24 protein-coding genes and 1 pseudogene are annotated in these 23,018 nt (G+C 68.9%); 16 read left to right on the plus strand and 9 right to left on the minus strand.

Annotated features, from left to right (window positions below; translation table 11 throughout):
• Positions 1 to 290: 290 nt before the first annotated feature.
• The 4 genes from ABD794_RS14640 to ABD794_RS14655 all read left to right on the plus strand — a co-directional run bounded on the left by ABD794_RS14640 (position 291) and on the right by ABD794_RS14655 (position 6,329).
• Complete coding sequence (locus tag ABD794_RS14640) at positions 291 to 4,331, plus strand: glycosyl hydrolase family 18 protein (protein WP_102918209.1); 4,041 nt, start codon at positions 291 to 293, stop codon at positions 4,329 to 4,331.
• Positions 4,332 to 4,371: 40 nt separating this feature from the next.
• Entirely contained in the window at positions 4,372 to 4,665 is a 294-nt protein-coding gene (locus ABD794_RS14645) for a hypothetical protein (RefSeq protein ID WP_228773265.1), read from the plus strand.
• A 340-nt stretch (positions 4,666 to 5,005) separates the two neighbouring features.
• Positions 5,006 to 5,623 (plus strand): hypothetical protein, encoded by a 618-nt coding sequence (locus tag ABD794_RS14650; RefSeq protein WP_102918208.1) that lies wholly within the window; start codon positions 5,006 to 5,008, stop codon positions 5,621 to 5,623.
• Positions 5,624 to 6,134: 511 nt separating this feature from the next.
• A complete protein-coding gene (locus ABD794_RS14655) occupies positions 6,135 to 6,329 on the plus strand; it encodes a glycine zipper domain-containing protein (protein WP_344963690.1) in 195 nt (64 codons plus the stop codon).
• Positions 6,330 to 6,361: 32 nt separating this feature from the next.
• Here the strand turns inward: ABD794_RS14655 and ABD794_RS14660 are convergent, their stop codons facing one another.
• The 3 genes and pseudogenes from ABD794_RS14660 to ABD794_RS14670 all read right to left on the minus strand — a co-directional run.
• Positions 6,362 to 6,790, minus strand: coding sequence for a hypothetical protein (locus ABD794_RS14660; protein ID WP_344963692.1), 429 nt, complete (start codon positions 6,788 to 6,790; stop codon positions 6,362 to 6,364).
• Between the two features lie 518 nt (positions 6,791 to 7,308).
• Positions 7,309 to 7,443 (minus strand): hypothetical protein, encoded by a 135-nt coding sequence (locus ABD794_RS14665; protein ID WP_344963727.1) that lies wholly within the window; start codon positions 7,441 to 7,443, stop codon positions 7,309 to 7,311.
• 91 nt (positions 7,444 to 7,534) lie between these two features.
• Positions 7,535 to 7,615, minus strand: a pseudogene (locus ABD794_RS14670) (peptidase inhibitor family I36 protein); the annotation flags it as partial.
• Positions 7,616 to 7,871: 256 nt separating this feature from the next.
• Here ABD794_RS14670 and ABD794_RS14675 point away from each other — a divergent pair.
• Both ABD794_RS14675 and ABD794_RS14680 read left to right on the plus strand, forming a co-directional pair.
• Positions 7,872 to 8,648: an alpha/beta fold hydrolase gene (locus ABD794_RS14675; RefSeq protein ID WP_344963693.1), complete on the plus strand. Its 777-nt coding sequence runs from the start codon at positions 7,872 to 7,874 to the stop codon at positions 8,646 to 8,648.
• A gap of 104 nt (positions 8,649 to 8,752) precedes the next feature.
• Positions 8,753 to 9,031 carry a hypothetical protein gene (locus ABD794_RS14680; RefSeq protein WP_344963695.1) on the plus strand — a complete coding sequence of 93 codons (279 nt, stop codon included), beginning with the start codon at positions 8,753 to 8,755 and terminating at the stop codon, positions 9,029 to 9,031.
• A gap of 94 nt (positions 9,032 to 9,125) precedes the next feature.
• Here ABD794_RS14680 and ABD794_RS14685 read toward each other — a convergent pair whose 3' ends face one another.
• The 4 genes from ABD794_RS14685 to ABD794_RS14700 all read right to left on the minus strand — a co-directional run bounded on the left by ABD794_RS14685 (position 9,126) and on the right by ABD794_RS14700 (position 11,192).
• On the minus strand, positions 9,126 to 9,944 hold the full coding sequence (locus ABD794_RS14685) for a hypothetical protein (RefSeq protein WP_344963697.1): 819 nt from the start codon (positions 9,942 to 9,944) through the stop codon (positions 9,126 to 9,128).
• Between the two features lie 260 nt (positions 9,945 to 10,204).
• The gene (locus ABD794_RS14690) at positions 10,205 to 10,387 is read right to left on the minus strand and encodes a DUF397 domain-containing protein (protein WP_344963698.1); all 183 of its coding nucleotides are present in this window, start codon (positions 10,385 to 10,387) and stop codon (positions 10,205 to 10,207) included.
• The gene (locus ABD794_RS14695; protein WP_344963700.1) at positions 10,384 to 10,722 is read right to left on the minus strand and encodes a DUF5753 domain-containing protein; all 339 of its coding nucleotides are present in this window, start codon (positions 10,720 to 10,722) and stop codon (positions 10,384 to 10,386) included. Before ABD794_RS14695 ends, ABD794_RS14690 begins: the two co-directional genes overlap by 4 nt.
• A complete protein-coding gene (locus tag ABD794_RS14700) occupies positions 10,671 to 11,192 on the minus strand; it encodes a helix-turn-helix domain-containing protein (RefSeq protein WP_344963702.1) in 522 nt (173 codons plus the stop codon). The genes ABD794_RS14695 and ABD794_RS14700 overlap by 52 nt, the downstream gene beginning before the upstream one ends.
• Before the next feature lie 259 nt (positions 11,193 to 11,451).
• On the opposite strand from ABD794_RS14700, the gene ABD794_RS14705 reads away from it, so the two are divergent.
• The 7 genes from ABD794_RS14705 (at position 11,452) to ABD794_RS14735 (ending at position 16,835) form a co-directional block, all read left to right on the plus strand.
• Positions 11,452 to 11,631, plus strand: a complete 180-nt coding sequence (locus ABD794_RS14705; RefSeq protein ID WP_344963704.1) for a DUF6255 family natural product biosynthesis protein — start codon at positions 11,452 to 11,454, stop codon at positions 11,629 to 11,631.
• Between the two features lie 69 nt (positions 11,632 to 11,700).
• Positions 11,701 to 11,976, plus strand: coding sequence for a DUF1876 domain-containing protein (locus ABD794_RS14710; RefSeq protein WP_344963706.1), 276 nt, complete (start codon positions 11,701 to 11,703; stop codon positions 11,974 to 11,976).
• 103 nt (positions 11,977 to 12,079) lie between these two features.
• On the plus strand, positions 12,080 to 12,712 hold the full coding sequence (locus tag ABD794_RS14715) for a TetR/AcrR family transcriptional regulator (protein WP_344963708.1): 633 nt from the start codon (positions 12,080 to 12,082) through the stop codon (positions 12,710 to 12,712).
• A gap of 13 nt (positions 12,713 to 12,725) precedes the next feature.
• Positions 12,726 to 13,208, plus strand: coding sequence for a DUF1453 domain-containing protein (locus ABD794_RS14720; protein WP_344963710.1), 483 nt, complete (start codon positions 12,726 to 12,728; stop codon positions 13,206 to 13,208).
• Positions 13,209 to 13,850: 642 nt separating this feature from the next.
• The gene (locus ABD794_RS14725) at positions 13,851 to 14,132 is read left to right on the plus strand and encodes a DUF1876 domain-containing protein (protein WP_344963712.1); all 282 of its coding nucleotides are present in this window, start codon (positions 13,851 to 13,853) and stop codon (positions 14,130 to 14,132) included.
• A gap of 345 nt (positions 14,133 to 14,477) precedes the next feature.
• On the plus strand, positions 14,478 to 15,686 hold the full coding sequence (locus ABD794_RS14730) for a cytochrome P450 (protein ID WP_344963714.1): 1,209 nt from the start codon (positions 14,478 to 14,480) through the stop codon (positions 15,684 to 15,686).
• A 3-nt stretch (positions 15,687 to 15,689) separates the two neighbouring features.
• Entirely contained in the window at positions 15,690 to 16,835 is a 1,146-nt protein-coding gene (locus ABD794_RS14735) for a type III polyketide synthase (RefSeq protein WP_344963726.1), read from the plus strand.
• A 76-nt stretch (positions 16,836 to 16,911) separates the two neighbouring features.
• Here the strand turns inward: ABD794_RS14735 and ABD794_RS14740 are convergent, their stop codons facing one another.
• Positions 16,912 to 17,367, minus strand: a complete 456-nt coding sequence (locus tag ABD794_RS14740) for a tellurite resistance TerB family protein (RefSeq protein WP_344963716.1) — start codon at positions 17,365 to 17,367, stop codon at positions 16,912 to 16,914.
• 78 nt (positions 17,368 to 17,445) lie between these two features.
• Positions 17,446 to 18,483: a rod shape-determining protein gene (locus tag ABD794_RS14745; RefSeq protein ID WP_344963718.1), complete on the minus strand. Its 1,038-nt coding sequence runs from the start codon at positions 18,481 to 18,483 to the stop codon at positions 17,446 to 17,448.
• Between the two features lie 661 nt (positions 18,484 to 19,144).
• Between ABD794_RS14745 and ABD794_RS14750 the strand changes: the two genes are divergently transcribed.
• The 3 genes from ABD794_RS14750 (at position 19,145) to ABD794_RS19010 (ending at position 21,982) form a co-directional block, all read left to right on the plus strand.
• Entirely contained in the window at positions 19,145 to 20,707 is a 1,563-nt protein-coding gene (locus ABD794_RS14750) for an FAD-dependent monooxygenase (RefSeq protein ID WP_344963720.1), read from the plus strand.
• A gap of 8 nt (positions 20,708 to 20,715) precedes the next feature.
• A complete protein-coding gene (locus tag ABD794_RS14755) occupies positions 20,716 to 21,588 on the plus strand; it encodes an NAD(P)-dependent oxidoreductase (protein WP_344963722.1) in 873 nt (290 codons plus the stop codon).
• Positions 21,589 to 21,748: 160 nt separating this feature from the next.
• Positions 21,749 to 21,982: a DUF397 domain-containing protein gene (locus tag ABD794_RS19010; RefSeq protein ID WP_425586026.1), complete on the plus strand. Its 234-nt coding sequence runs from the start codon at positions 21,749 to 21,751 to the stop codon at positions 21,980 to 21,982.
• The last annotated feature ends 1,036 nt before the right edge of the window (positions 21,983 to 23,018 follow it).

Genomic DNA, 23,018 nt, shown 5'->3' on the forward strand with positions numbered 1-23,018 from the left:
TCCGGGTAAAGGTGAGGCAATGTGCATCAGTACTGGGGCGTGTGTCCCGGCCGTGTCCGGGTGGTCCATACGGCACCCCAAGGCCGATGTGTGCCGGGTGAGCACTGCGCCCGGGTGCGCCCGCCCAGCCGGACCATCCGATCCGTTCGATCCAAGGGAGACGCATGAGGAGACTGAGGAGAACCTTAGGGCGGGGTAGCGCCCCGCCAGGGAGCTGCGGGCTGCCGGCTGCCGGCACCAGGCCGCGCCGGCGCGCCGTCACCGCTGTATTCATCGCGCTGGCCACACTCGTGGCCTCGGCGGCGCTCGTGGTGCTCCCGGCCGGCCCTGCCCAGGCCTCGCCGCTGCGGAGCACGCCGGTGCTCGCGTACAACATGCTGGGCGCCGACGGCGGGAGTAAGTGGACCACCAATATCGGCCGCTACCTCAGGGCCGCTGAGATCGTGGCGGTGCAGGAGGCGGGAGCGATCCCGATCGGAGAGTTCGTCAACCGCAGCGCCGCTATTCCGGGCCTGCCGGCGATCGGGCGGGCCAACTACATCCAGCACCACCGCTGGAGGTTCAGTCACGAGAGCTACGAGGTCTACTTCCTGCAGACCGACCAGAACGGCGGCACTTACGTCGGCAACCGCAACAACGTCGCGCTGGTCACCCAGCGGGAGGCCGACGAAGTCACGGCGATCCCCAACCCCTACAGCGGGGGGCGCGCGATGATCGGGGTCCGCTTCGGCACCGCCTGGTACTTCAGCTACCACGCCATGAGCGGCGGCGGCAATGACGCGCGGACCATGCTGGCCCGCGTCGACGATTTCGTGAGCCAGCGGCCGGGCAACGAAGAGTGGACCGTGCTCGGCGACTTCAACCGGGAGCCGAGCGACCTCGTCATCCCGGCCGGCTCGTACATCTACAACACGGGTCTGCCCACGCACATCGGCCGCAAGGAGTTCGACTACGCCGTGTCCTCTGCCAACATCGCCGACCATCCGGTGACGCGGCAGCCCGGGGCCAGCGCCGACCACTTCGCCGTCGCGGTCGGCGGCCTGCGTGCGCAGGCCGAGCCCCGCCCGTTGTTCGAAAACCCCCATTACATCGAGAGCGTGCCGTACGGCCTGGTGATGGCCCCCGAGAAGGCACCGTGGGGCGGCGAATGGCTCAACCCGAAGAGGCGTGATCCCGAGGACAGCTCCCAGCGGTTCGACATCGAGTTCGACGATAAGGTCGGATTCCGGATCCGCGAGCCCGGCGGCAAGTGCGCAACGGTCAGCGAAAATGTGCCGCAATCCGTGTCCCTGTACGACTGCTCCAACTCCTCGAACCAACGGTTCGACCTTGTCTCGCTCGGCAACGACCAGTACCAGATCCGTGACCTGCGCTACGGGCGATGCCTGGAAGTCTTCAGCAGCGAGAGCACCATGGCGGGCCTGTATCCGTGTGGGGATGGCGCGGGACAGCACTGGACCTTTCCGCAGACCCACCAGGACCTGAGCGAACCCGATTTCGAGACGGTGGATCTGCCGGTCGCCTACCCGGGATCGGAGGGCCTGCAGAACCTCTACACGGGCCAGATGCTGACCGGCGACCCGCGCGGCTTGCCGGCCACCACGGTCCGCGCCGAACAGCGCGAACCGTTCCCCACCCCCACCAGGGCGGAGTGGACCATGGACTGGCGGGGCGAGTACCTGCGGCTGCACAGCCCCGCCGCCGGCGAGTGCGTCGAGATCGACGATCCGCCTGCCGGCAGTGACGCGCCGGCCGGCGTCGACCTGAAGCCCTGCACGAGTTCCTCCGCGCAGCTGTGGAAGGTGCTCCCGTACAAGGGGGAGGCATTCCGGCTGCAGAGCAGGGTGGCCGGGGGGCAGGACGGTTTGTGCCTGTCCCTGCCTGCGGACGACGATCCGGGAGACCGCTGGGACATCGTGGTGGCCACGGAGTGTGCCTCCCCGCTTGGCTGGCAGATTTGGTCCTTCGCTCCGTACTCCACCGCGACCGACCAGAACGACCCGCTCCAACGGTCCCTGCGGTATGGCCCCACGCCGCCGCCCGACCCGGAGCCCGTGATCAAGGGCCGGGCAGCGCGGTCCGTCTCCGCCGCGGCGGACCATGCCACGTGCCGTCCGGACGGGATGACGGCGACGAAGGGGGTCGACACCCCGTACTGCCTGATCTACGACGACCAGGGTCGGGAGATCATGGGCGAACGGCATCCGCGGCGGACGGTGGGGTACTTCACCGGCTGGCGCACCGGCCGGAACGGGCAGCCCATGTACCTGCCGCGCAGCATCCCCTGGGGTCAGCTGAGCCACGTCAACTACGCCTTCGCGCACGTCGACAAGAACAACCGCATCTCGGTGGGCGATGTGAACGACCCGGACAACCCGGCCACCGGTATGACCTGGCCCCAGGTGCCCGGCGCCGACATGGACGCCAGCCTGCCGTACAAGGGGAACTTCAACCTCCTGAACAAGTACAAGAAGCAGCACCCCAGGGTCAGGACCCTGATCTCCGTGGGAGGCTGGGCCGAGACGGGCGGCATCCTGAAGCCCGACGGCAGCCGGGAGAAGTCCGGTGGCCTGTACACCGTCACCAACAGGGCGGACGGCAGCGTCAATCAGGCCGCCATCAACACCTTCGCCGACTCCGTCGTCGAGTTCCTGCGCACCTACGGCTTCAACGGTGTCGACATCGACTACGAGTACCCCACCTCTCTCAAGGACGCGGGCAATCCGGAGGACTGGCCCGTCGCTAATCCCCGCCGCAAGGGCCTGAACGCGGGCAACACCGCGTTGATGAAGACCCTGCGCGAGAAGCTCGACGCGGCCTCCGCCGCGGACAACAAGTACTACCAGCTCACCGCGGCGGCCTCCGCGTCCGGCTATCTGCTGCGCGGCCAGGAGGACTTCCGCGCTCTGCAGTACCTGGACTTCGTCAACACGATGTCCTACGACTACCACGGCTCGTGGAACAACTACGTCGGCCCGCAGGCACCGCTCTACGACGACGGCAAGGACGTGGAGCTGGCCGCCACCGGGATCTACGACAAGGCCAAGAACCCCGAGTACCAGCAGGAGGGCTTCTTCAACACCGACTGGTCCTACCACTACTTCCGCGGCGCACTGCAGGCCGGGCGCATCAACATGGGCGTGCCGTACTACACACGCGGCTGGAAGGACGTACAGGGGGGTCAGGGCAACGGGCTGTGGGGCATCTCCAAACTCAAGGACCAGTCCCAGTGCCCGGACGGGACCGGCCCCAACGGCGGTACGACGGAGTGCGGCTCCGGTGCCTCGGGCATCGACAACCTGTGGCACGACCAGACCGCCGCGGGCGATGAGCTGGCCGCCGGATCCAACCCGATGTGGCACGCCAAGAACCTGGAACGGGGCGCTGTGACCAGCTACCTGCCCCGGTTCGGTCTGGACCCGAAGGACCCCGCGAACCGGACCGACGGCTATACCCGCCACTGGAACGGCACGCTCAAGGCGTCCTGGCTGTGGCACAAGGACAAGAAGGTGTTCCTCTCCACCCACGACACCCAGGACACTGCCGCCAAGGCCGACTACATCAAGAACAAGGGCGCGGGCGGCGCGATGATCTGGGAACTGGCCGGGGACTACGAGTGCCCGGACGACACGTCGGGGCAGTGCGTGCCCGGCTACACCCTGACCAGGCAACTCGACGACGCCCAACGCGGTGCCGGGCCCTACGGCGCGACCCGCGCGGGGAAGACCGAGCTGCCCAGCCAGGTCCTGGACGCGGACATGACGTTCGCCAAGTACCCGACCGACAACAAGGACCTGTGGCCGCTCCAGCCCAAGCTGCGGATCACCAACCGCGGCGACAAGACCATCGCCGGGGGCGCCAAGGTCTCCTTCGACCTTCCGACGTCAGCGCCGTCCGTCATCAAGGACGGCAACTGGCAGCCGTACAAGGATGTCAACCCCGGCCACTTGGGGCCCAACGTCGGGGGCCTGAAGGGGGAGTTCCACCGGGTCACGATCACCCTGGAGAAATGCCAGGAGATCCCGGCCGGGCGCAGCATGGACATCCCCGTCAAGTACTACCTGCCCGCCACCGGTCCCGCGAACGTCACGATCACCAGCGAGGGCAAGACCTTCGGCATCACCGGTGACCGGCGCCACGGCACACAAACAGTGGCGCCGCCCGCCGGCTCGGCTCAATGCTCTGCGGTGAAGTGGGACCCGAAGAAAACTTACGACAAGGGGGACGTGGTCACCCACAAGGGCAAACGCTGGCTCGCCCAGTACTGGGCCGACAAGGGCGATGAACCGGGCGTCGCCCCGGTCTGGCGGAACATCAGCCCCAACGACTGACCACCGCCGGTCCCGTTCCCGTTGCGAGAACACGATGAGGGTGCCCAGGACGGTCCTGCCGACCGTCCTGGGCACCCTCATCACCCGGAGCACGCCCTGTTGCCTGTTTCCGGCGTATGCCAGTTCGATACCCCCCGAGCGGACCGCGCTCGACCACGGCGTGACCGTGCGCCGCGGCCAGGGATACACCCTGCGCGTCACCGCCGTACCCCCGGTCCACCGCCGGCTCCTCGAACGCTGCCAGCCGCTCGACGGCGCCGCGGCGATTCCGGCCCAGCGCAAGGCCCGGCGCGAGTACGTGAACCGCGTCAACGCCCTCAGCAACGGCACCTGACGGAGTATCCCCAGGTCAGGGGCTACTTCGTTGTTTTTCGGCGAGTACTGCTGGGATCCCACGGACGCCCTTGGACGGGCCCGGATAAGCCTGCGTCAGATGGACGCTGCACCCCTGCTGACCTGCGCTTGAGTCACCGAACTGGATTACGGCTCGTCCTCTTGGACAGATTCCTCGGGACTATTAATCCATTGGTTGTGGGTTCGAGTCCCACACGGCCTGGGGCCTGCATCCTTTCGCCCCGATCGGGTTCCTCCAACTGGGGCGAAGGCGTATGTGTCGGCTTCCCTGTCGTGTTGCGAGATCCTTGGTGGCGGGTGCGGGGCTCAGGAGTCTGTTCATGGGTCGCCCCAACCGCGCCGTGCAAGCCGCCATCACGCAGCGCCGCACCGACGCCGTCGATCTCAGGGTCGCGGGCGTCGGCTGGCCGGCCATCGGCCGAAAGCTTGCCGCCGACCCGTCCATCAACGCCGACGAACGCGCCTACCCGCAGGGGTACGGCATCGACCGCTACAGGCAAGGGCTGGCACCGCCCAGCGACAAGCGGTTGATCGAGCTGGCGTGCAGGGACGTCTCCAAGGCTCTCAAGGAGCGTGCTGCAGAGCTCAGCCGGAGCACCGACGAGCTGCGGCAGCTGATGATGAAGCGCCTGGAACGCCTGTTCTTTCCCATGTACCAGCTGGCGGTGCGATCGGGGGACTACCGGGCCACGGATCGGGCGGTGCGCATCATCGAGCGCGAGTGTCGGCTCCTCGGCCTGGACCAGCCGGTCCGCACGGAGCTGTCCGGCCCGAGCGACACTCCGGTGCAGGCGGGGGTCGGGAGTCTGGATGAGTTGGGGCGTCTGATCGGGCTGGCGGGGGATCTGTCGGTCGACGGCGCCTCGATGGCCGATGGCGGGGCGGAAGACCCCATTCAGAACCCCTGTCGATGCAGGTCACAGTGGCTGTCGCCGTGAGCCCTGGGTGAGCCCCGTGTGAGCCCGGACGCCTTCGGACAGGTCGTCACCGCGTGATCCTCCACGCACCGCCGCCCGGCGCTGACCTGCACAGACAGCCACCGGGCGGCATGACGCGAACCGCCTCAACACGAGTGATCTTGAACTCGTAATGCGTAGGTCTCGGGTTCGAATCCCGAAGGCGGCTCAGAGGAAGAGCCCAGGTCACGTACTACGTGATCTGGGCTCTTTGCTTTTTCTCCGACGGCCTCTTGACTCTGGGCAAATCGGGAGCACACTGGCAAATACACCAGACAACCGGTGAGAGCCGCACCCATCGGTGGAGACGTTCATCGATCCGAGTGACACCCATCTCGGCAAACTGGCTAGGCCCCCGGAGGGCACCTACCGGGAACGGAGCAGTCGGCGACGACCGAAGGCTCGCGGGACGGTACGGAGCGCCGGGGGCTGTCGTGTGTCCGGGGCCGGGAGGGCCTGCGGGGTCCCGACGCCGTCACGGCACAATGTGCGGATGGCGAACAACGGGCGGGACAACAACGCGCTGGTCATGGGGGTCTCCCTCGGCCCTTTGGTGGGTGTGGTCGCCGGGCTGCTCTTCTTCGACAACCTGGGTCTGGGCATCGCCCTCGGGCTCGGGGTGGGGGCGATGCTCGGGGTGTTGGCGCAGAACCGGAGTAAAGGGACCGACGCGTCGCGGGAGGGGTGAGCCCGCGGAGGGCGTCGAGGCCGTGGCCTCCGCTACCGCACCTTCACGGTGACCTGCCACGGGACGACCGTGTCCGAGCACGTGTGACCGGACTTGCGTGGTGTGCAGCGCAGTTGGGAGTCGAGGGTGGTCGTTCCCGCCGCCTGGGCGTGGAAGACCGCGGTGGTCTCGCCGGTCGAGGACGAGCCGACCGCGTCGCGGCGGAGGATGGCGGTGCTGGCGGCGGTGGGGGCGGTCCAGCCCCACGTCGACGACTCCGTCTGCTCGCCCGTGAGGTGGACGGTGATCTCGTCGCCCTTGTGGGCCGTGACCGACTGTCTGTTGTGTTTGTTCGAGAGGTTGAGGCGCTTCGCGGCGATCTTCGGTGATGTCGTTTGTGGCGTTGCCGATGAGGTCGTCGCTGTTGCGGTCAGGGCCAGGGCCGCGGTCAGGGCCGCCGTCAGCAGACGGGCAGTCTTCATCACTGTCGCTCACCTCGTGTCGCGTCGGATGTTGCCGCCCGTCACCCTGCCCTGCGCTTGGGTGTGGCAATGCGAACTTCATCCGCGTGGGGGAGGGGGCGTGCCGGGGTGACGTTGCTGGGGTTTGCTCCCCGCCCCGCCCTTTCTCCGTTTCCCGCAGGGGCTGCTGCCCCTGCGCCACCCCGCGGCGCGCTGCCGCGCGCGGGGTCCGCGCTCCGCGCGGTGGGGCCGCGGGACCGCGCTCCGCGCGGTGGCGGGGCTTCGCCCCTGCACCCCACCGGGGGCTTCGCCCCCTGGACCCCTGGCCGGGGCTGCGTCCCTTGGACACCTGCTCGGGGCTGCGCTCTCTGGCCCCTTGGGGGGTGAGCCCGTTGGGCTCCGACCGGGGCTGTGCCCCTGCGCTCCCGAAGCGCCCTGCGGGCGCTGTCCTCAATCGCCGGACGGGCTGAAGTGCGGGCCCGGGCGTTCGTTCCGCGAGCCGGGCCCGGGGCGGCTGACCGGGCCCGGGCCCGTGGGAGTCAGCAGTGCCCGGCGTTCACCCCGTCGATTTTGCCGCCGAAGTCGCCCTTGTACGAACGGCGCCAGTCGCCGTTGTGCACCGTCCGGGTCTCTTTCGGCTGCCAGTTGATGAAGCACGCGTCGGTGCTCGCCACGAAGGAGCCCACGCTGTCGTGGAGTTTTGGGCGGCAGGTCGTGGTAGCCGCTGTTGGCCGTCCACTCCCAGCTGGAGCCGTGGTAGTCCTCACCGCTGTAGAAGCAGACGGATCCGCCGGGGCAGGGTGGCGGGCCGGCGGGCGGGGCGGCCGCCGCGTCCGTGGCCGGCATCAGGAGCGCCGTCAGGGACAGGGCCGCGGCGGCGGCCCAGGAACGCAATTTCACGCGGATTCCTCCGTGTTGCTGGTGACGTGGTGCTCACCAGGAGCGTTTCCCCCCGCCCCCATGGGCCCATGCGCCGACGGTGAGCGACTGGTTGCGCAGAGTGCACGCGCGCGCCGTGGCCGGATTGCGTACTCCCGTCAGTGTGGGTCCGCCAACTACCGTGAAATGTCGGGCTCTTCCAGTCATCGCCCCGGGAGTCGCCGTGGTCCTCCCCTTCGTCCTGCCCCACGCCCTGCACGGTGCGGGACCCCACAAGGTCGTCGCGGTCCACGGATGGTTCGCCGACCGCTCTGCCTACGACGCCGTGAAGCCGGACGTCGACCGGGCCGCCTTCCAGTACGCCGTCGCCGACCTGCGCGGATACGGCGGGGCCCGGGACGCGAAGGGGGAGTACGCGACGGCCGAGGGCGCCGCGGACGTGCTGGCGCTGGCCGACAGGCTGGGCTGGGAACGGTTCTCGCTGGTCGGGCACTCCATGGGCGGCAGCGTCGTCCAGCGGGTGTCCGCCCTGGCGCCGCACCGGGTGCGCCGGCTCGTCGGCATCACGCCCGTGCCCGCCTCCGGACTGCCGCTCCCGGCCGAACAGTGGGAGCTGTTCGTCAACTCCGCACACCTGCCCGTCAATCGGCGCGCCATCATCGACACCACCTCCGGCGGACGGCGCCCGGACCGCTGGATCGAGCGCATGGTGCAACGGTCGCTGGACCGCAGCGACCCCACCGCCTTCCGCGCCTGGCTCGACTCCTGGAGCCGCGACGACTTCCACGCCGAGATCGAGGGCTCGACGGTGCCCGCCCTCGCGGTCGTCGGGGCGCTGGACCCCGCGATCACGGCCGCGCTGACGCGGTCCACATGGCTGCGCTGGTATCCCAACGGGCAGCTCCACGAGCTGGTTTCGGCCGGGCACTACCCGATGGACGAGACGCCGCTGGAGCTGGTCCGGGTGGTGGAGGACTTCCTGCGCGCGGACGACGACTGAGCGCGCCCCGCGCCCCGCGCGCTCCCGCGCGATACGACGCGCCGCCCGGCGGACGATGACGGCGGGCGGCACCGACGCACAACCTGAATACGGGGGAGGTCACGATGGCGGGACGACTGAAGAAGATCGTCGATTCGCTGTTCGGTCGTAAGCAGCCCAAGAAGCGTGGGAGGGGGACGGGCTCCGGGGGCGGTGGCGGTGGCGGCGACGTGTACGCCGTGGACGACGGCGACAGCGGTAGCCGTAATGACAGCGGCGGCAGCCATCACCACCATGGTGGACACCAAGGTGGCGGCCACCACGGCGGTCACCACGACAGCGGCGGTGGTCACCACGGCGGCGGCCACGACGGAGGTGGCTCCGACGGAGGTGGCGGCTGGTAAGGCGCCGACCACCGGCGCCTCGGTGGCCGGACTCCCGCAGGCCCAGGCCGGTGTCGCGGCGGCTTCCGCGCGGCGGACCCGCGCGCGGATCCCCTTACCGGCGAGGTCGTTGCGCGCGGCGTTCGCGGATCTCGGCCCTCAGGTTCCGGACGAAGTCCGTGAGCTCCATGGGGACTTCCGTCCGGTCCGGCTCCTGCGGCGCGGCACTGCACGTCCGGCAGATGCCGCCCGGCAACTCCTCCGGGCGGCCCTCCATGCCGCACGACGTGCACTCCAGCAGGGAGATGCGCCGCGGCACGGACCGTGTCCGTACCACCCGCTCCGGCGGGATCTTGTCCCGCAGTCGCCTGCGGGCGAACGCGCCCGGGCTGTGCACCCCCTCCGGCGGCAGGCCCGTCGTCAACGCGCGGATGACGTCCGTGGCCGTCGCCCCGCGTGCCAGCCATTCGTCGACGAGCGGCGTCATTTCCGCGCACTCGGCCGCTGAGAGCGACAGTTGGGGCTCCGTGCGGCCCACCGAGGCCAGCACCTCGTACGCGGCGGGGCGCGATTCCGGCTCCTGCCGTTCGGGCGGGACGTCGCCGTTCAGGTACGTCGTCCACCACGCGTCGTCCCGCGCCGTCCGGGAGAAGTGGGTACGGGTCACCCACTGCGTGCCGTCCTCGCTCGCGAGCTCGCGGTTGCGGCGCAGGTAGCCTGCGAGGGAGAGGTTCTTGAGGGCCGACGCCACGGCCTGCTGGCCGTACCCGGCGATCTGCTTCGCGAGCGTCTTGACGTCCATCGCGGCGCCTTCGGGGAGGCGGTCGATGTAGGCGGCGATCGCGGCCTCGCGGGGCGGGAGGTGCGCGAAGTCGGCCCGGGTGCGCGGGGTTTGGTCGGGCGCCGAGCGCTTTCCGTAGCCGGGAGCGGCCATGGGGGGAGTAAGGTTGGTTACAGCCATGGAGATCGCCTTACAGCCTCGATCTTGCGTGGTCAGACCCCCGTTCGGTGCTGCGAACACCGGCGGGGGTCGTTTGTTGCTGCGCACGCTACACGGGCGCGGCTGGGCGCCGCGAGTCGATCAGAATCGGTCATTCGTGCGTGCACGCAGGCGAGTTGGGAGGGTGGGTGGGTTGAGCCAACCATCCATTCCTTGGATAGAGCGCTTGGGTCTCGGCCCCCGGATCCCGGGTCTCAAGCGTCGGGTATGGAGGATACGAAGGCGGCCCAGGTGTGTTGGGGGAAGGACAGCTCGGCGCAGGGGCCGAGCTTCGAGTCCCGGACGCGGATGGTGCTGTAGGAGAGGGCGGCCTCCAAGCATTCCTGGCCGTGGACGTCGCTGTAACTGGATTTGAACCAGCGAGGTTCGCTGCTCATAGCTCTCGCATCACCTTTCTGATGAGCTGCGCCGAATCCTCGATGTTCAGCGCGTGCATTCGGAGGTGGCCCCACAACTGCTCCATGGAGCTGACGGTGGGACCGTCGGAGTGCAGGACGTAGGTCCCCTGCCCTTCTACGTACCCGTAGTGCTCGTGGTCAGGGGTTTCGACCAGCACGAAGGGGCCGCTCAGTCCGGAATGCGCGCCTGCGGCAAATGGCAGTACCTGGACGGAGACGTTTCGTAGAGATCCGGCGTCGAGCAGACGCTGTAGCTGCCCCCTCATGACCTCCGGTCCTCCGGCGCAGGTGCGCAACGCCGCTTCGTAGAGCACGAAGTTGAAGGGCGTCGGGCCGCCTTGTCAGCGCGCTGCTTTTGTCGCAGAAGCCGTGCGGTCACGCGTTCCTCAAGGAGTTCGTCCTCCATGGGTGGCCAGGCCTTGGTCATCAACGCGCGCATGTAGGCCTCGGTCTGCAACAGCCCGGGAATGTAAAGCGTTTGGTACGAGGACAGGGCGATCGCCTGCGATTCCGCATCCATGAACTCGCCCACCTGCGGAACGTATCGCTCTGGCTTCAGGTAAGTGAGCGCTGCCACGAGCAGTCCCCCGGCACCGCACAGGTCGTCCGCGACCTGAAGAAGGCGCGGCGTCGGCCTTCGTCGGCCCTGCTCCATCGCCCTCACCGTCTCGACGGCGTAGTTCGCCTCCTGGGCCAGCTTCTCCCTGCTGACGCCCGCCCTGTAGCGCCAGAGCTTGACCTGGCTCCCGCAGTACCGCCACGTGGGCGGCGATTGCTCCGCCATTGCGCGCCCCTCCCGGTGGGTGGATACGGGACAGTGCGTCATGTCCCGAAAACGAGACTGCCGAGGCTACGCGCCGCTGACCACGCTTGGACCGTGAGTAACGCAATCTCCCCGCGACCGAGTGATCCCCCCTGCCTGCTGTGCGCAGCACTCCGTATCGAGCGCGCGGCGGCCTGGCGCCTGCGCGACTTCCGTGCCACGCAGCGGGCGATCAACGCCCTCGCCGAGCACCGGCGCCGGGACCACCCGGACCGGTCCGATGAGGGACGACTGTCCACACCCCGAGGGTGAGTGGACGACGGACAACGGCGTGGCCACCTGCGGTCGTTGCGGGCTGCGGCGCGTCGTCGACTACCGCGCGCTCGGGCCGGCCGTCGGGCCGCCGGACGGGCGGGCGCCCCGGCCCGTACGCCGCCCCCGCCGCCGCGAGGGGCGGTAGCGCGTGCAGGGGGCGCGCGCCGGTGTGACCATGGAGAGTAAGTGGCCGGAGCAGGAGGAGGGCTCTCCGATGACCTCCATGAAGAGCTGGAACGTCCAGATCAGCATCAAGGAGAACGCCGACACGGTCAGTGCGGAGGCGCGGCTCAGCGGGGCCGCCTCCGGCAGCGCCATGGTCGGTGAAGGGGTGGCGCGTCGCAACCCGGCGGACGAGAACGTCCCGGCGATCGGGGACGAGCTCGCCGCCGCGCGCGCCATGTCGTCGCTGACGAATCAGTTGTTGCACCAGGCGGCGACGGACATCGAGCAACACACGCACAAGCCGGTGGAGCGGCTTGTGGTCTGAGGGGCGCAGAGAACGAACGGAGACCGAGGTCCGGCCGGCGCCCGGGCCTCGGTCTCTGCGCTGATCTTTACAGCGCGTTGGCCGTATGTCTAAGATTTTGGCCATGCGGTCAGAAAGTCAACCGAGTGGACAAACGAAGTCGGACGCGGACCGGTCGTTCATCGAGCTGGCGCGGCGGGCGCAGATCATCGACGCCGCCGTCGAGACGCTCGCGGACGAGGGGTACGCGAAGGCGTCGCTGGCGCGGATCGCCCAGCGGGCGGGGATCAGCAAGGGGGTGATCTCGTACCACTTCGCGGGGAAGGAGGAGTTGCTGGAACGGCTCGTGGACCAGGTCTACGAGCGGATGGGGGTGTTCCTGGAGCCGCGGATGGCGGCGCAGCAGGATCCGGGGGCGCGGCTGCGGGCCTATGTCGAGTCGCTGGCGGCGTATATGCGCGGTCATCGGGCCCAGTTGGCGGCACTCGGCCAGGTCTTCCACAACATGCGTGACGCGGAGGGGACGTTGCGCTATGGCGTGGGGACGAGTGAGGCGCTGTACGCGTTTCTGGAGGCGACGTTCCGGGAGGGGCAGGAGAGCGGGGCGTTCCGGGAGTTCGACGTGCGGGTGATGGCGGTCAGCCTGCAGGCGGCCGTGGACGCGATGTTCGAGTACTGGGGGGTGCACCCGGAGCACGATCTGGAGGGGCACGCGCGGGAGCTCGCGGAGTCGTTCGCGCGGGCGACAAGGGCGTAAGGGGGGCCGGGGGATGAGCACATGGCTGCTCGTGGTGGTGATCGCGGTCGTCGCCGTCGTCGTGGTGGTCAAACGGCTGACCGGTGAACCTCTCAATGCACGCGATCTGTTCGCGCCGCCGGTCGTGCTGACCGGCCTGGGCGTCTGGGCGCTGTGCGAGGCCGACGGGCTGACCGGCGCGGATGCGGCCTGGGCGACCGTGGGTGCTGTTCTGGGGCTTGCGCTGGGCGCCGTGCGTGGGACGACCATCCGGATCTTCGAGAGGGACGGCGTGCTGTGGCATCGCTACACGGGCCGCACCTTCCTGGTCCTCGTCGCCTCGCTGGCGGTCTCGGCCGGGTTCGGGCTGTTCGCGTCGGCGATGGGCATGCACGAGGGGGCGCGGCCCGTACAACTGTCCATCGGTGTCGGGTTCTTGGGCGAGGCGCTGGTCGTCGGGCGGCGCGCGTTGGCGAGCGGTGTGCCCTTCGCGCCCGAGGCGGGGCGCCGTCGGTGAGCCGTCGGGGGAGGCTCAACCGCAGTTTCCCCAACCGATTTCCCGAAATCGATTTCGGGAGTATCCCGGGCGCGGGCACTGCCGGAGGTGCTAGCTTGAAGGTGGAGCCCGCCATCAAGTGGCAAGTGGCGGACTCCGGCAGGACAGGGTCCTGTGACGGTTTCCCCTCACTAATCCTGCTGGTGAGGGTCGGCCGTCACCGGAACCGGCGCATCACCTCCAGTACCGCCTGTACGAAGATCGCCCAGAGGGCGCGCTTCAGGTACGAGCGGACCTGGGGCCACCTGATGAGCGGTTCTCTGTCCTTTGCGTGACGGCCCATGTACGGCCGCCTTTCTGCAGGTGCGTAACCCGCTGTAGGCGAGCCCCCCGTCAGGGAGAGCGTCCTAACCGCACCCCCTGAAAAACGGGGGGCACTGCTTGCAGCGGGAACAGCACCGGTCCCAGCGGCCGATGACCATCAGCGCGCTCAGCGTAGCGTGTCCGGCCGGTCACCAAGTGCCGTTCTGTGAAGCTGACTTCGCGGCGCGACCGTAGGGGCATTGCCCTTTCTCTCGCGCCCCCGGCGTGCGCCCCACCTCCACCCATGTCAGCGTGGTCCCAGGGGACAACCGTTGCCGGGGAGGCCGAGGAGGTCGCCGAATGAGCGGCAGCAAGAGCAAGGTCTGGACCGTCGAGGTCGTCATCGAGGAGCACGACCACACCGTCACCGCCGAGGCGCGGCTGACCGGGCGGGCCCCGGGGCCGATGGTCGGCGAGGGGACCGCCCGCTGCCACCCGGCCGACGAGAACGTGCCCGCCATCGGCGACGAGCTCGCCGCGTCCCGCGCGCTGAACGTGCTGGCCGGCCAGCTGCTGGACATCTCGATCAAGGACATCGAGTCGCACACGCACGAGCGGGTGCACGGGATCGAGCAGGGCTAGGCGGCGTCGGTCGGCGCGGCGGGCGACGGGATTCGGCCGATTTCGGTGCGCAGAGGAGGTAACGGGGGCTGTTCGTGCGTCCTTTCCTGTGGACATGTCGCTTCATGTCGGATGAGGGGGCGCACGGACTTGTTGTGTGCTCCTGGCATGCTTCCGCAGCAGTTCACCCGATTGGGTGAGTACCTCTGGTGTGTTCGAAAGAATGCTGTTTCATTTACACGGGTAAGTCCACAAATCGAGTGAACAATCCGGGTATAGGTGTGGCGTGCTTGCCCCTACGGAATTGATCCGTAGATACCGGCGCGCCACCAAGGCCGTGCCCGATGGGTATGGGGAGTGCTTCGTATGACCACTGAGGAATCCGAACGGGCCTGTCCCTTCCGTCACGATGAAGCCCTGGAACCAGACCCGTTCATGGCGCGGATGCGGACGGAGGCCCCGGTGGCCAAGATCCGCATGCCGTACGGCGAGGGCGACTGTTGGCTGGTGACGCGCTACGACGACGTGCGCACGGTGACCCAGGACCGCCGCTTCAGCCGGGCCGCGCTGATCGGGAAGGACTTTCCGCGCATCACACCGGCGCCGATCGCCCAGTCCGAGGCGATCAACCTCATGGACCCGCCCGCGCTGAGCCGGCTGCGCAGGCTGGTGACGACGGGGTTCAGCAACAAGATGGTCGAGAGCCTGCGGCCGAAGACCCAGCAGGTGGTGGACGGCCTGCTGGACGAGATGGAGGAGCACGGGCAGCCCGCCGACGTGGCCCACCACCTCGCCGGGAAGCTGCCGTTGATGACGATCTGCGAGTTGCTCCAGGTCCCCGACGAGGACCGTCCGCAGCTGCGCGCCTGGGCCATGGCCATGATGTCGATGAAGCCGGACGACAAGGAGTCGGCGGCCGAGGCCAAGGCCGGGCTCCGGGCGTACTTCGCCCGGCTGACGGCGGCGCGCCGCCGCGACCCCGGCGACGACCTGCTGAGCTCGCTCGCCACCGCGCGGGTCGGCGAGGAGCAGCTCGACGAGAAGGAGCTCGCCGTCATGGGCATGCTCCTGCTGGTCACGGGCCACGACACCAGCACGTACGAGATCTGCAACATCGTCTACACGCTGCTCACCCACCCCAAGCACCTCGCCCAGCTGCGCGACCGGCCGGAGATCATGCCGCAGGCGCTGGAGGAGCTGCTGCGCTTCATCCCCTTCCGGCAGGGCGTCGGGATCCCCCGAGTCGCCCTGGAGGACGTGGAGTTCGACGGCGTGACCATCCCCGCCGGCGACATCGTCCACGTCTCGTACCTCTGCGCCAACCGCGACGGCGGCGCGTACGACCGGCCGGACGAGCTCGACTTCGACCGGGACGAGCCCGCGCCGCACATGACCTTCGGGCACGGGTCCCACCACTGCCTCGGTGCCCATCTGGCCCGGATGGAACTCCAGATCGCCATCGGGACGCTCATCCAACGGTTCCCCGAACTGCGCCTGGCCGTACCGGCGGAGGAGGTGCAGTGGAACACCGTGTCGATCTGGCGCTATCCCCTCACCCTGCCGGTCGCCTGGTAAGTCCTGGCAAGGGCAAGGAGGAAGTCGACCATGGCGACACTGTGCAGACCGGCCATCGCCGTCCCGGAACACATCATCACCCGGGAGGAGACCCTGGAGCTCGCGCGGACCCTGCACGCGAACCACCCGCAACTGGAGCTGGCGTTGCGGCTGATCGGCAACACCGGTGTGCAGACCCGGCATCTGGTGCAGCCGATCGAGACCACGCTCCAGCACCCGGGCTTCACCACCCGCAACAACATCTACGAGGCGGAGGCCAAGGCGCGGGTTCCCGCGGTGATCGACCGGGCCCTGGAGCACGCGGAGTTGACCGTCCGGGACATCGACATGATCGTGTACGTCTCGTGCACCGGCTTCATGATGCCGTCGATGACCGCCTGGCTGATCAACACCATGGGCTTCAGGAACGAGACGAGGCAGTTGCCCATCGCGCAGCTCGGCTGCGCGGCGGGGGGCGCGGCGATCAACCGGGCCCATGACTTCTGCAATGCCTACCCCGGGTCCAATGTGCTGATCGTCGCGTGCGAGTTCTGCTCCCTGCTGTACCAGCCGACGGACCTGGCGGTCGGCAACCTGCTGTCCAACGGGCTGTTCGGGGACGCCATCGCCTGCGCCGTGGTGCGGGGCGAGGGCGGGACGGGTGTGCAGCTGGAGGCGAACGGGTCGCACCTGGTCCCGGACACGGAGGAGTGGATCTCGTACGCGGTGAAGGACACCGGGTTCCACTTCCTCCTGGACAAGCGCGTCCCCGGCACGATGGCGATGCTCGCGCCCGCCATGCGCGACATGGCCGAACCGCACGACTGGGACGTGTCCGACCTGGACTTCTACATCGTGCACGCGGGCGGGCCGCGCATCCTCGACGACCTCGGCAAGTATCTGGAGCTGGAGCAGAACATGTTCCGCTACAGCCGACAGACGCTGGTCGAGCGGGGGAACATCGCGAGCGCGGTCGTCTTCGACGCGCTGGAGAGGCTGTTCCAGGACGGCGGTGCCGCGCACTCCGCGCGCGGTGTCATCGCCGGGTTCGGGCCGGGCATCACCGCGGAGATCGCCCTGGGCACGTGGTCGGGCCAGGTGAACGGCAGCAGCAACGGCCACAAGAAAGCGTCCGCCGGCCGGAACTCTTCCGTGACATTGCCGGCCTGAGCGGACCAAGGGAGCGCGGGTCGCCAACATCCTCTGGGCGGCCCGCGCTTCCGGATTTCCGTCTATCGGATCTTGTCTAGAGGTCGAACTCCGACGGGGCGATGCTCAGTGCGTAGCACGCCTCGCGGACGACCGCCTGCTCGTCCTTGTCGAAGTCGCCGTCGGCGCCGCCGATCACGATGCCGATCTGGATGACCGCGCGGGCCTCGGTCGGCTTCTTGGCGACCTTGCCGATGGTCTGCATCAGGCTCACCTTGCCGAAGTCGAAGTCGACGGCGAGCTTCTGGCAGTAGTCGGTGAAGCGGGCGTGCAGGTCGTCCGCCGGGAAGTTCTGCAGGACCTCGTTGGTGGCGATCAGCGAGGCGACGCGCTGCCGTTCGGAGGCGTCCACCGAGCCGTCGGCGGCGGCCACGAGGGCGCACATCGCCATGCTCGCGTCGCGGAACGCGCCGCTCTTGAGCTCGTTCTTCTTCGCGACCAGCTGCCCCTGCATCGTCGTGGCGGATTCCTTGAGCCGGTCCCAGAGCGCCATGTGCGTGTCTCTCCTTGTGGAAAACGTGCTTGCACAGGCTGAACTGCTCTGGAGTTAAAGAAGTTCCCAAGGGGTTCGTCAGCGCATGACCAAGGGGTCGATGGTCATCGGCTTGACCTTCCCCTCCATCATCATCCCCAGGCCCAGGACCGAGCAGTGGTCCGGATTCTCCGCGATGTGCACGGTCATGCCCGTCGCGTCCTCGATCATCGTGTCCAGTCCCGGCAGAAGGGCACTGCCGCCGGCGAGCATCACGCCACGGGTGCCCAGGTCCGCCACGAGGTCGGGCGGACAGTCGCGGAGCACGCGCCCTATGGCGTCCAGAACGGCCGTCAGCGGGGTGTGGATCGCGTTGCGCACGTGCGTGGTGCTGACGAGGACGGTGCGGGACAGGCCCGTCGCGACGTCGCGGCCGCGGACCTCGGTCTCGGTGCCGCCGCCGGCCAGGCGGTCGGCCCTCAGGGCCATGTGGAGCGGGTAGAGGCCCTGGGTGGGGAGCATCAGCTCGTGCTCGCTGCGCAGATGCTGGACGACCGCGTAGTCGATCGCGTCGCCGCCGACCTGGACCTTCTCCGCCGCGACGATCGCGCCGAGCGACAGGACGGCCACCTGCGTGGACGCCGCCCCGCAGACGATGATCATCGTCGCCTCGGGGAGCTGGACGGGCAGCCCGCAGCCGACGGCGGCGGCGACGAGCGTGTCCACCAGCTCGACGCGGCGGGCGCCGAGGCCGGTCAGCGTCTCCACGGCGGCGCGCTGGGCGATCGGCTCCGCGTCATGCGGCAGGCAGACGGCGGCGCGGAGGAGGGGCTTGCGGCGCCAGGCCCGTCGGATCTTGTCGCTGATGAGGTGGCGCAGCATGCGCTGGGCCATGTCGATGTCGACGACCGTGCCGCCGGATACGGGTCTGACGACACGGATGTGGGCCGGCGTGCGGCCCGCCATGCCCTCGGCGAGGGCGCCCACGGCGATGAGCGAGCCGGTCCTGGTGTTGACCGCGGCGATGGACGGCTCGTCCACGATCAGGCCGGTGCTGCGGGCGTAGACGCGGGTGCGGGACGCGCCGAGGTCGACGGCGATCGTGCAGCGGCTCAGCTGGGCGAGGCTGAGGGTCATCACGGGTCACTCCCCGGCGGCGGTGTGGTGGCTTGCTTTCCTGCCGTAATGGTGCGTGGGGGTGGGGGGTGATCGCTCGCGGTGGTGGGCCACTTGGGGGTGGTTTTTTGCCGGTGCGGCGGAGACGGGCACCCCCGTGGTCCGTCTCCGCCGGCCGGTGCGCATCAGTTTGGCAGGGGGGTCTGACAACGGGGGTGGCCTGGGCGTTTTGCTTGCCCCAGCCCCGCCCTTTCACCGTTTCCCCGGGGCGGGGCCCCGGACCCGAACCGCGCTCCGCGCGGTGGCGGGGCTCCGCCCCTGCACCCCGGCGGGGGCTTCGCCCCCTGTGCCCCCGCCAGAGTTCCGCCCCCGCACCCCCCTCAACACGGCTACGCCGCATTCCCCCTCAAGCTGCCCCGAGGGGGCAACCTCCGGACAGACCGAGTCAGCCAGCCCGCCCGGCGCTTGAGGACACCGCCCGTAGGGCGATGCGGCGGGGTGCAGGGGGGGCGCAGCCCCCGCCCCGGAGGCCGGAGGACTGTCTGTCGGGTCCGGGGCTTGCCCCGGAGGAAATGGTGAAAGGGCGGGGCTGGGGCAAAAACACACCCCCACCCACCCAACACGCGCCATTGAGGCCGACCTTGCCCATACCCCACAATCAACCCCAACAGGGGGAGGCCCGATGGATCATGCCATCAGGGATATTCGGGACGTCGTCGTCATCGGCGCAGGCCCCACCGGGCTCGCGCTCGCCGTCGCGTTGCGGCGGTACGGGGTCGACGCCGTCGTCGTCGACAAGAGGGCGGACAGCAGGCAGGAGCCGCGCGCCAGCGTCGTATGGCAGCGCGCCCTGGAGGCGCTCCGGGATCTCGGCTGCGCGGACGGGTTCATGGCGGAGGGACTGCCGCTCGCGCGGGGGGAGTTCCACGTGGCCGGGCGGTGCGTCGGGGCGCAGGAGATGCCGATGGAGGACACCGCGTTCCCGGTGCCGCTCGGGATCGAGCAGGACGCCATCGAGACGATCCTGCGCGGGCGCATGCGGCTGTGGGGGCCGGACGTGGAGTGGGGGACGGAGGCCGTCGGGGTCCGGGTGGGGGAGGGCGGGGCCGAGGTCGATCTCCGGACGCCGGAAGGGCGTACCCGGACCGTCGGGTGCCGGTGGGTCGTGGGGGCCGAGGGGTCCCACAGCCTCGTACGGAAGAGCATCGGCGCCGCCTTCGAAGGGGAGCGCCGCGTCAACCTCCAGTGCGTGCAGCTCAATGCCGTCCCCGAGTGGAGCCACCCGTACCGCCCGGAGGTCACCCGGATCTTCATCAACCACGGCGTCTCCCTCATCTGCGACCCCGTTCCCGGCGGTGCCATCCGGCTCTTCGCCTTCCTCGCGGATCCGGACCCCGGTCGCCAAGAGCCGCCCGGCCGGGCGGAGATGGAGGAGGTCGTCGCCCGCGCCACCGGCGAGGAGGGCGTACGGCTCCGGCCCACCGAGCCGCACTGGGCCAACCGCGCCCGCTTCCACGACCGCATCGCCGCCCGCTTCCGCAGCGGGCCCGCGCTGCTGCTGGGGGACAGCGCCCACCTGTGGGCCCCGATCGGCGGCCGGGGCCTCAACACCGGGCTGCTCGGCGCCCACAACCTCGGCTGGAAGCTCGCCGCCGTCCACCACGGATGGTGCCCGGAGGCGCTGCTCGACACGTACGACGCCGAACAGCGCCGTACAGCCCTCCGCGTCATGCGCCACATGCGGCGCAACATTCTCGAACTGCCCCCGGACCGGCGGACGTTGGCCGCTATACGCCTGATCCTGCCGCACGTCCTGCGCAGCGAGCGCTTCACCCGCCGCGGCGGCGAACTGCTCAGTGATTTCGGGAGGAACCACCGCGGCAGTGAGCTGTCCGCGGAGGGGCGGTTCAAGGGTCGGTCCAAGGGGGGCGGGCTCCGGCCCGGGGACCGGGTGCCGGACTGGGACGTCGTCAGCGAGACCGGTCCCGGGCGGCTGCACGAGCTGCTGTCCTACCAGCGGTGGTCGGCCCTGGTGACCGGTGACGGGACCGCGGACCTGCGGCGGATCACCGGGCGCTACGCCCTGCCCGTCGCGGCCTTCCGCATCCGCACCGACGCGCTGCCGGACGGCACGCTGCTGCTCGTACGGCCCGACGGACACGTGGGGCTGCGCGCGCGGGCGACCGACCGGCGGGCACTTACGGCGTACCTGGATCGCTGGTCCGTGCAACTCCGAGGGAAGTAGGGGGAATTATGGGATCGGAAGTGAGTGTGCTCGGGATGGGGTCGATGGGGGCGGCGTTAGCGGGGGCCTTCCTCGCGGCCGGCCACGGCACGACCGTCTGGAACCGCACGCCGGGGAAGACGGAGGCGCCGGCCGCCCGGGGAGCGGCGGTGGCGCGTACCGCCGTGGAGGCCGTGGCGGCGAGCCCGCTGACGGTGATCTGCGTGTCCACGTACGACGCGGTCCTGGAGGTTCTGGAGCCGGTGTCCGGGGCGCTCAAGGGGCGTGCGGTCGTCAATCTGACCTCGGGGCCGCCGGGGGACGGGCGGCAGACGGCGGTGTGGGCCGGGCGCTGCGGCGCCGGCTACCTGGACGGGGTGGTCATGTCGACGCCGGGCCGCATCGGCGATCCGGGCGCCCTCCTGCTCTACGGCGGTCCGCGGGCCGTCTTCGACGCCCACTGCTCCGTCCTCGGCGCGCTGGGCGACCCGGTGCACGTGGCGGAGGATCCCGGGCTGCCCTCCGTGTACGACACGGCACTGCTGGGGCTGATGTGGGGCACGCTCACCGGGTGGCTGCACAGCACCGCGATCGTCGGGGCCGACTCCGGCGGCGGGGTGTCGGCGACCGCGTTCACGGACGTCGCCCGCCGGTGGATGAATACGGTCGGGGTGTTCATGAACGACTGTGCCCGCCAGGTGGATTCGGGGTCGGCGGCGGGCGGGGATTTTCCGCTGGATCTCCATCTGATGACGATGGACATCCTCGTGCACGCCAGCGAGCTCCGCGGGATCGACCCGGAGTTTCCCGAACTCCTCCGGGGGCTGGTGCGAAAGGCCGTGGCGGACGGCCACGGCGCCGAGAGTTATGCGCGGTTGATCGGATATCTGCGGAAGCGGTGACCCCGCTTCGCTTTCGCCGGGCTGCTGCGGAAGCGGCGAAACCTCTTCCGTAGCAGGGCAAACACCGTCAGTGCACGTGCATCTGCTCGTGCCGGAGCATGTGAACCGCGGCTATGATCCGGAGAAGTTGCATCCCCCTGCGGCGATCCGGGAGTCTCCAGTGCCACACGTCCACAACGGCATGGTCGCGTCGGGCATCGATGACGTCGTCTGGCGGAAGAGCAGATACTCCAACTCGCAGGGATCCTGCGTGGAGTTCGCGAAGTTGCCGGGTGGCGGGGTTGCCGTTCGCAACTCCCGCCACACCACAGATGATTGCAGATGCGAACAGCCGGCTTCACTCATTGACACATACCCGCGCACGGACGGATACGATACGAGGCCAATATGCTGATTAGGGAGACAAGGACGGTAAAATTCGATACTATCGTCGCACGATAGTGGTGTACGATTCGGAACACGACCGCGAGGTGACTCCACAACGACACGATCGCCAGGAAGTGAACGATCGGCCGACGGGTGCCAACGGCCGCCGACCCTGTCATTGCACGGGCGCATAGCCATGGAAACACATTTAGCCACAGACCACCTCTGCACACGACGCACAACGGGCGCCAAGACCCACCAGGGGGTGCCGCAGGACCACAGCGTACACGCTGAAGTAGTTAGCTCCACTCAGAGAGCAGGCCGCAGCCCGTGTTCGTCGCACGTGTCCGTCCCGCGCGCGACGCAGGCTCTACGTCGCTCGGGAGTCACGCGCAACCAGCGACAACACTACCAAGAGACACGCGACCCCACACAGCGACTCAACCGCAATACGAAGATGGAATGGGCAGTATGGGCGGCTTCGATATCCCGTCCGGGCGGGAGGAAATCCCCGGTGGGCGGGTAGAGCATGGCAGCTATTGGTCACCAGCTCCGAGAAACGGCACAAGTGCCACGGTCGTCATGAAGTCCCTGAAACCACCCCACCGGTTCAAGGTGATTCAACCGCGTGATGGAAGACGGCGGGCCCGTGCGAACACGGCCTATCGCGAACCAAAGGGCGACCGAGAGACAGGAAGCAGGAGACATAAAGGCAGAGACATTAACGACTGCACGGGACGGAGGAAAAGTCCCGCCAGTCCCTAGGCAGCAGACAACCCATCAGACAACAAGGAGCGTAGGGAGAAAGACACAGAATACGCGAACAAACCACACTTGCACGAGCACCCCTCACAAGAGAGCTAACTAACACTGAGCAAACGTCGGACAGTGAAGTACAAGTCGTATGCGCGCACTCTGGTTCACTCAATGGCGACAGGGCGGTATGCGAAAGGGGCAGATGCACGTGCAGTGGGCGGGATTGGGGGACGAAAGGAAGGGGAATTGGTGGAGACAATATCTTCCCTACGACCCCGTCTCAGTAGTGCTCCCAGTTCTGGCGCATA

Source organism: Streptomyces thioluteus (assembly GCF_039535865.1).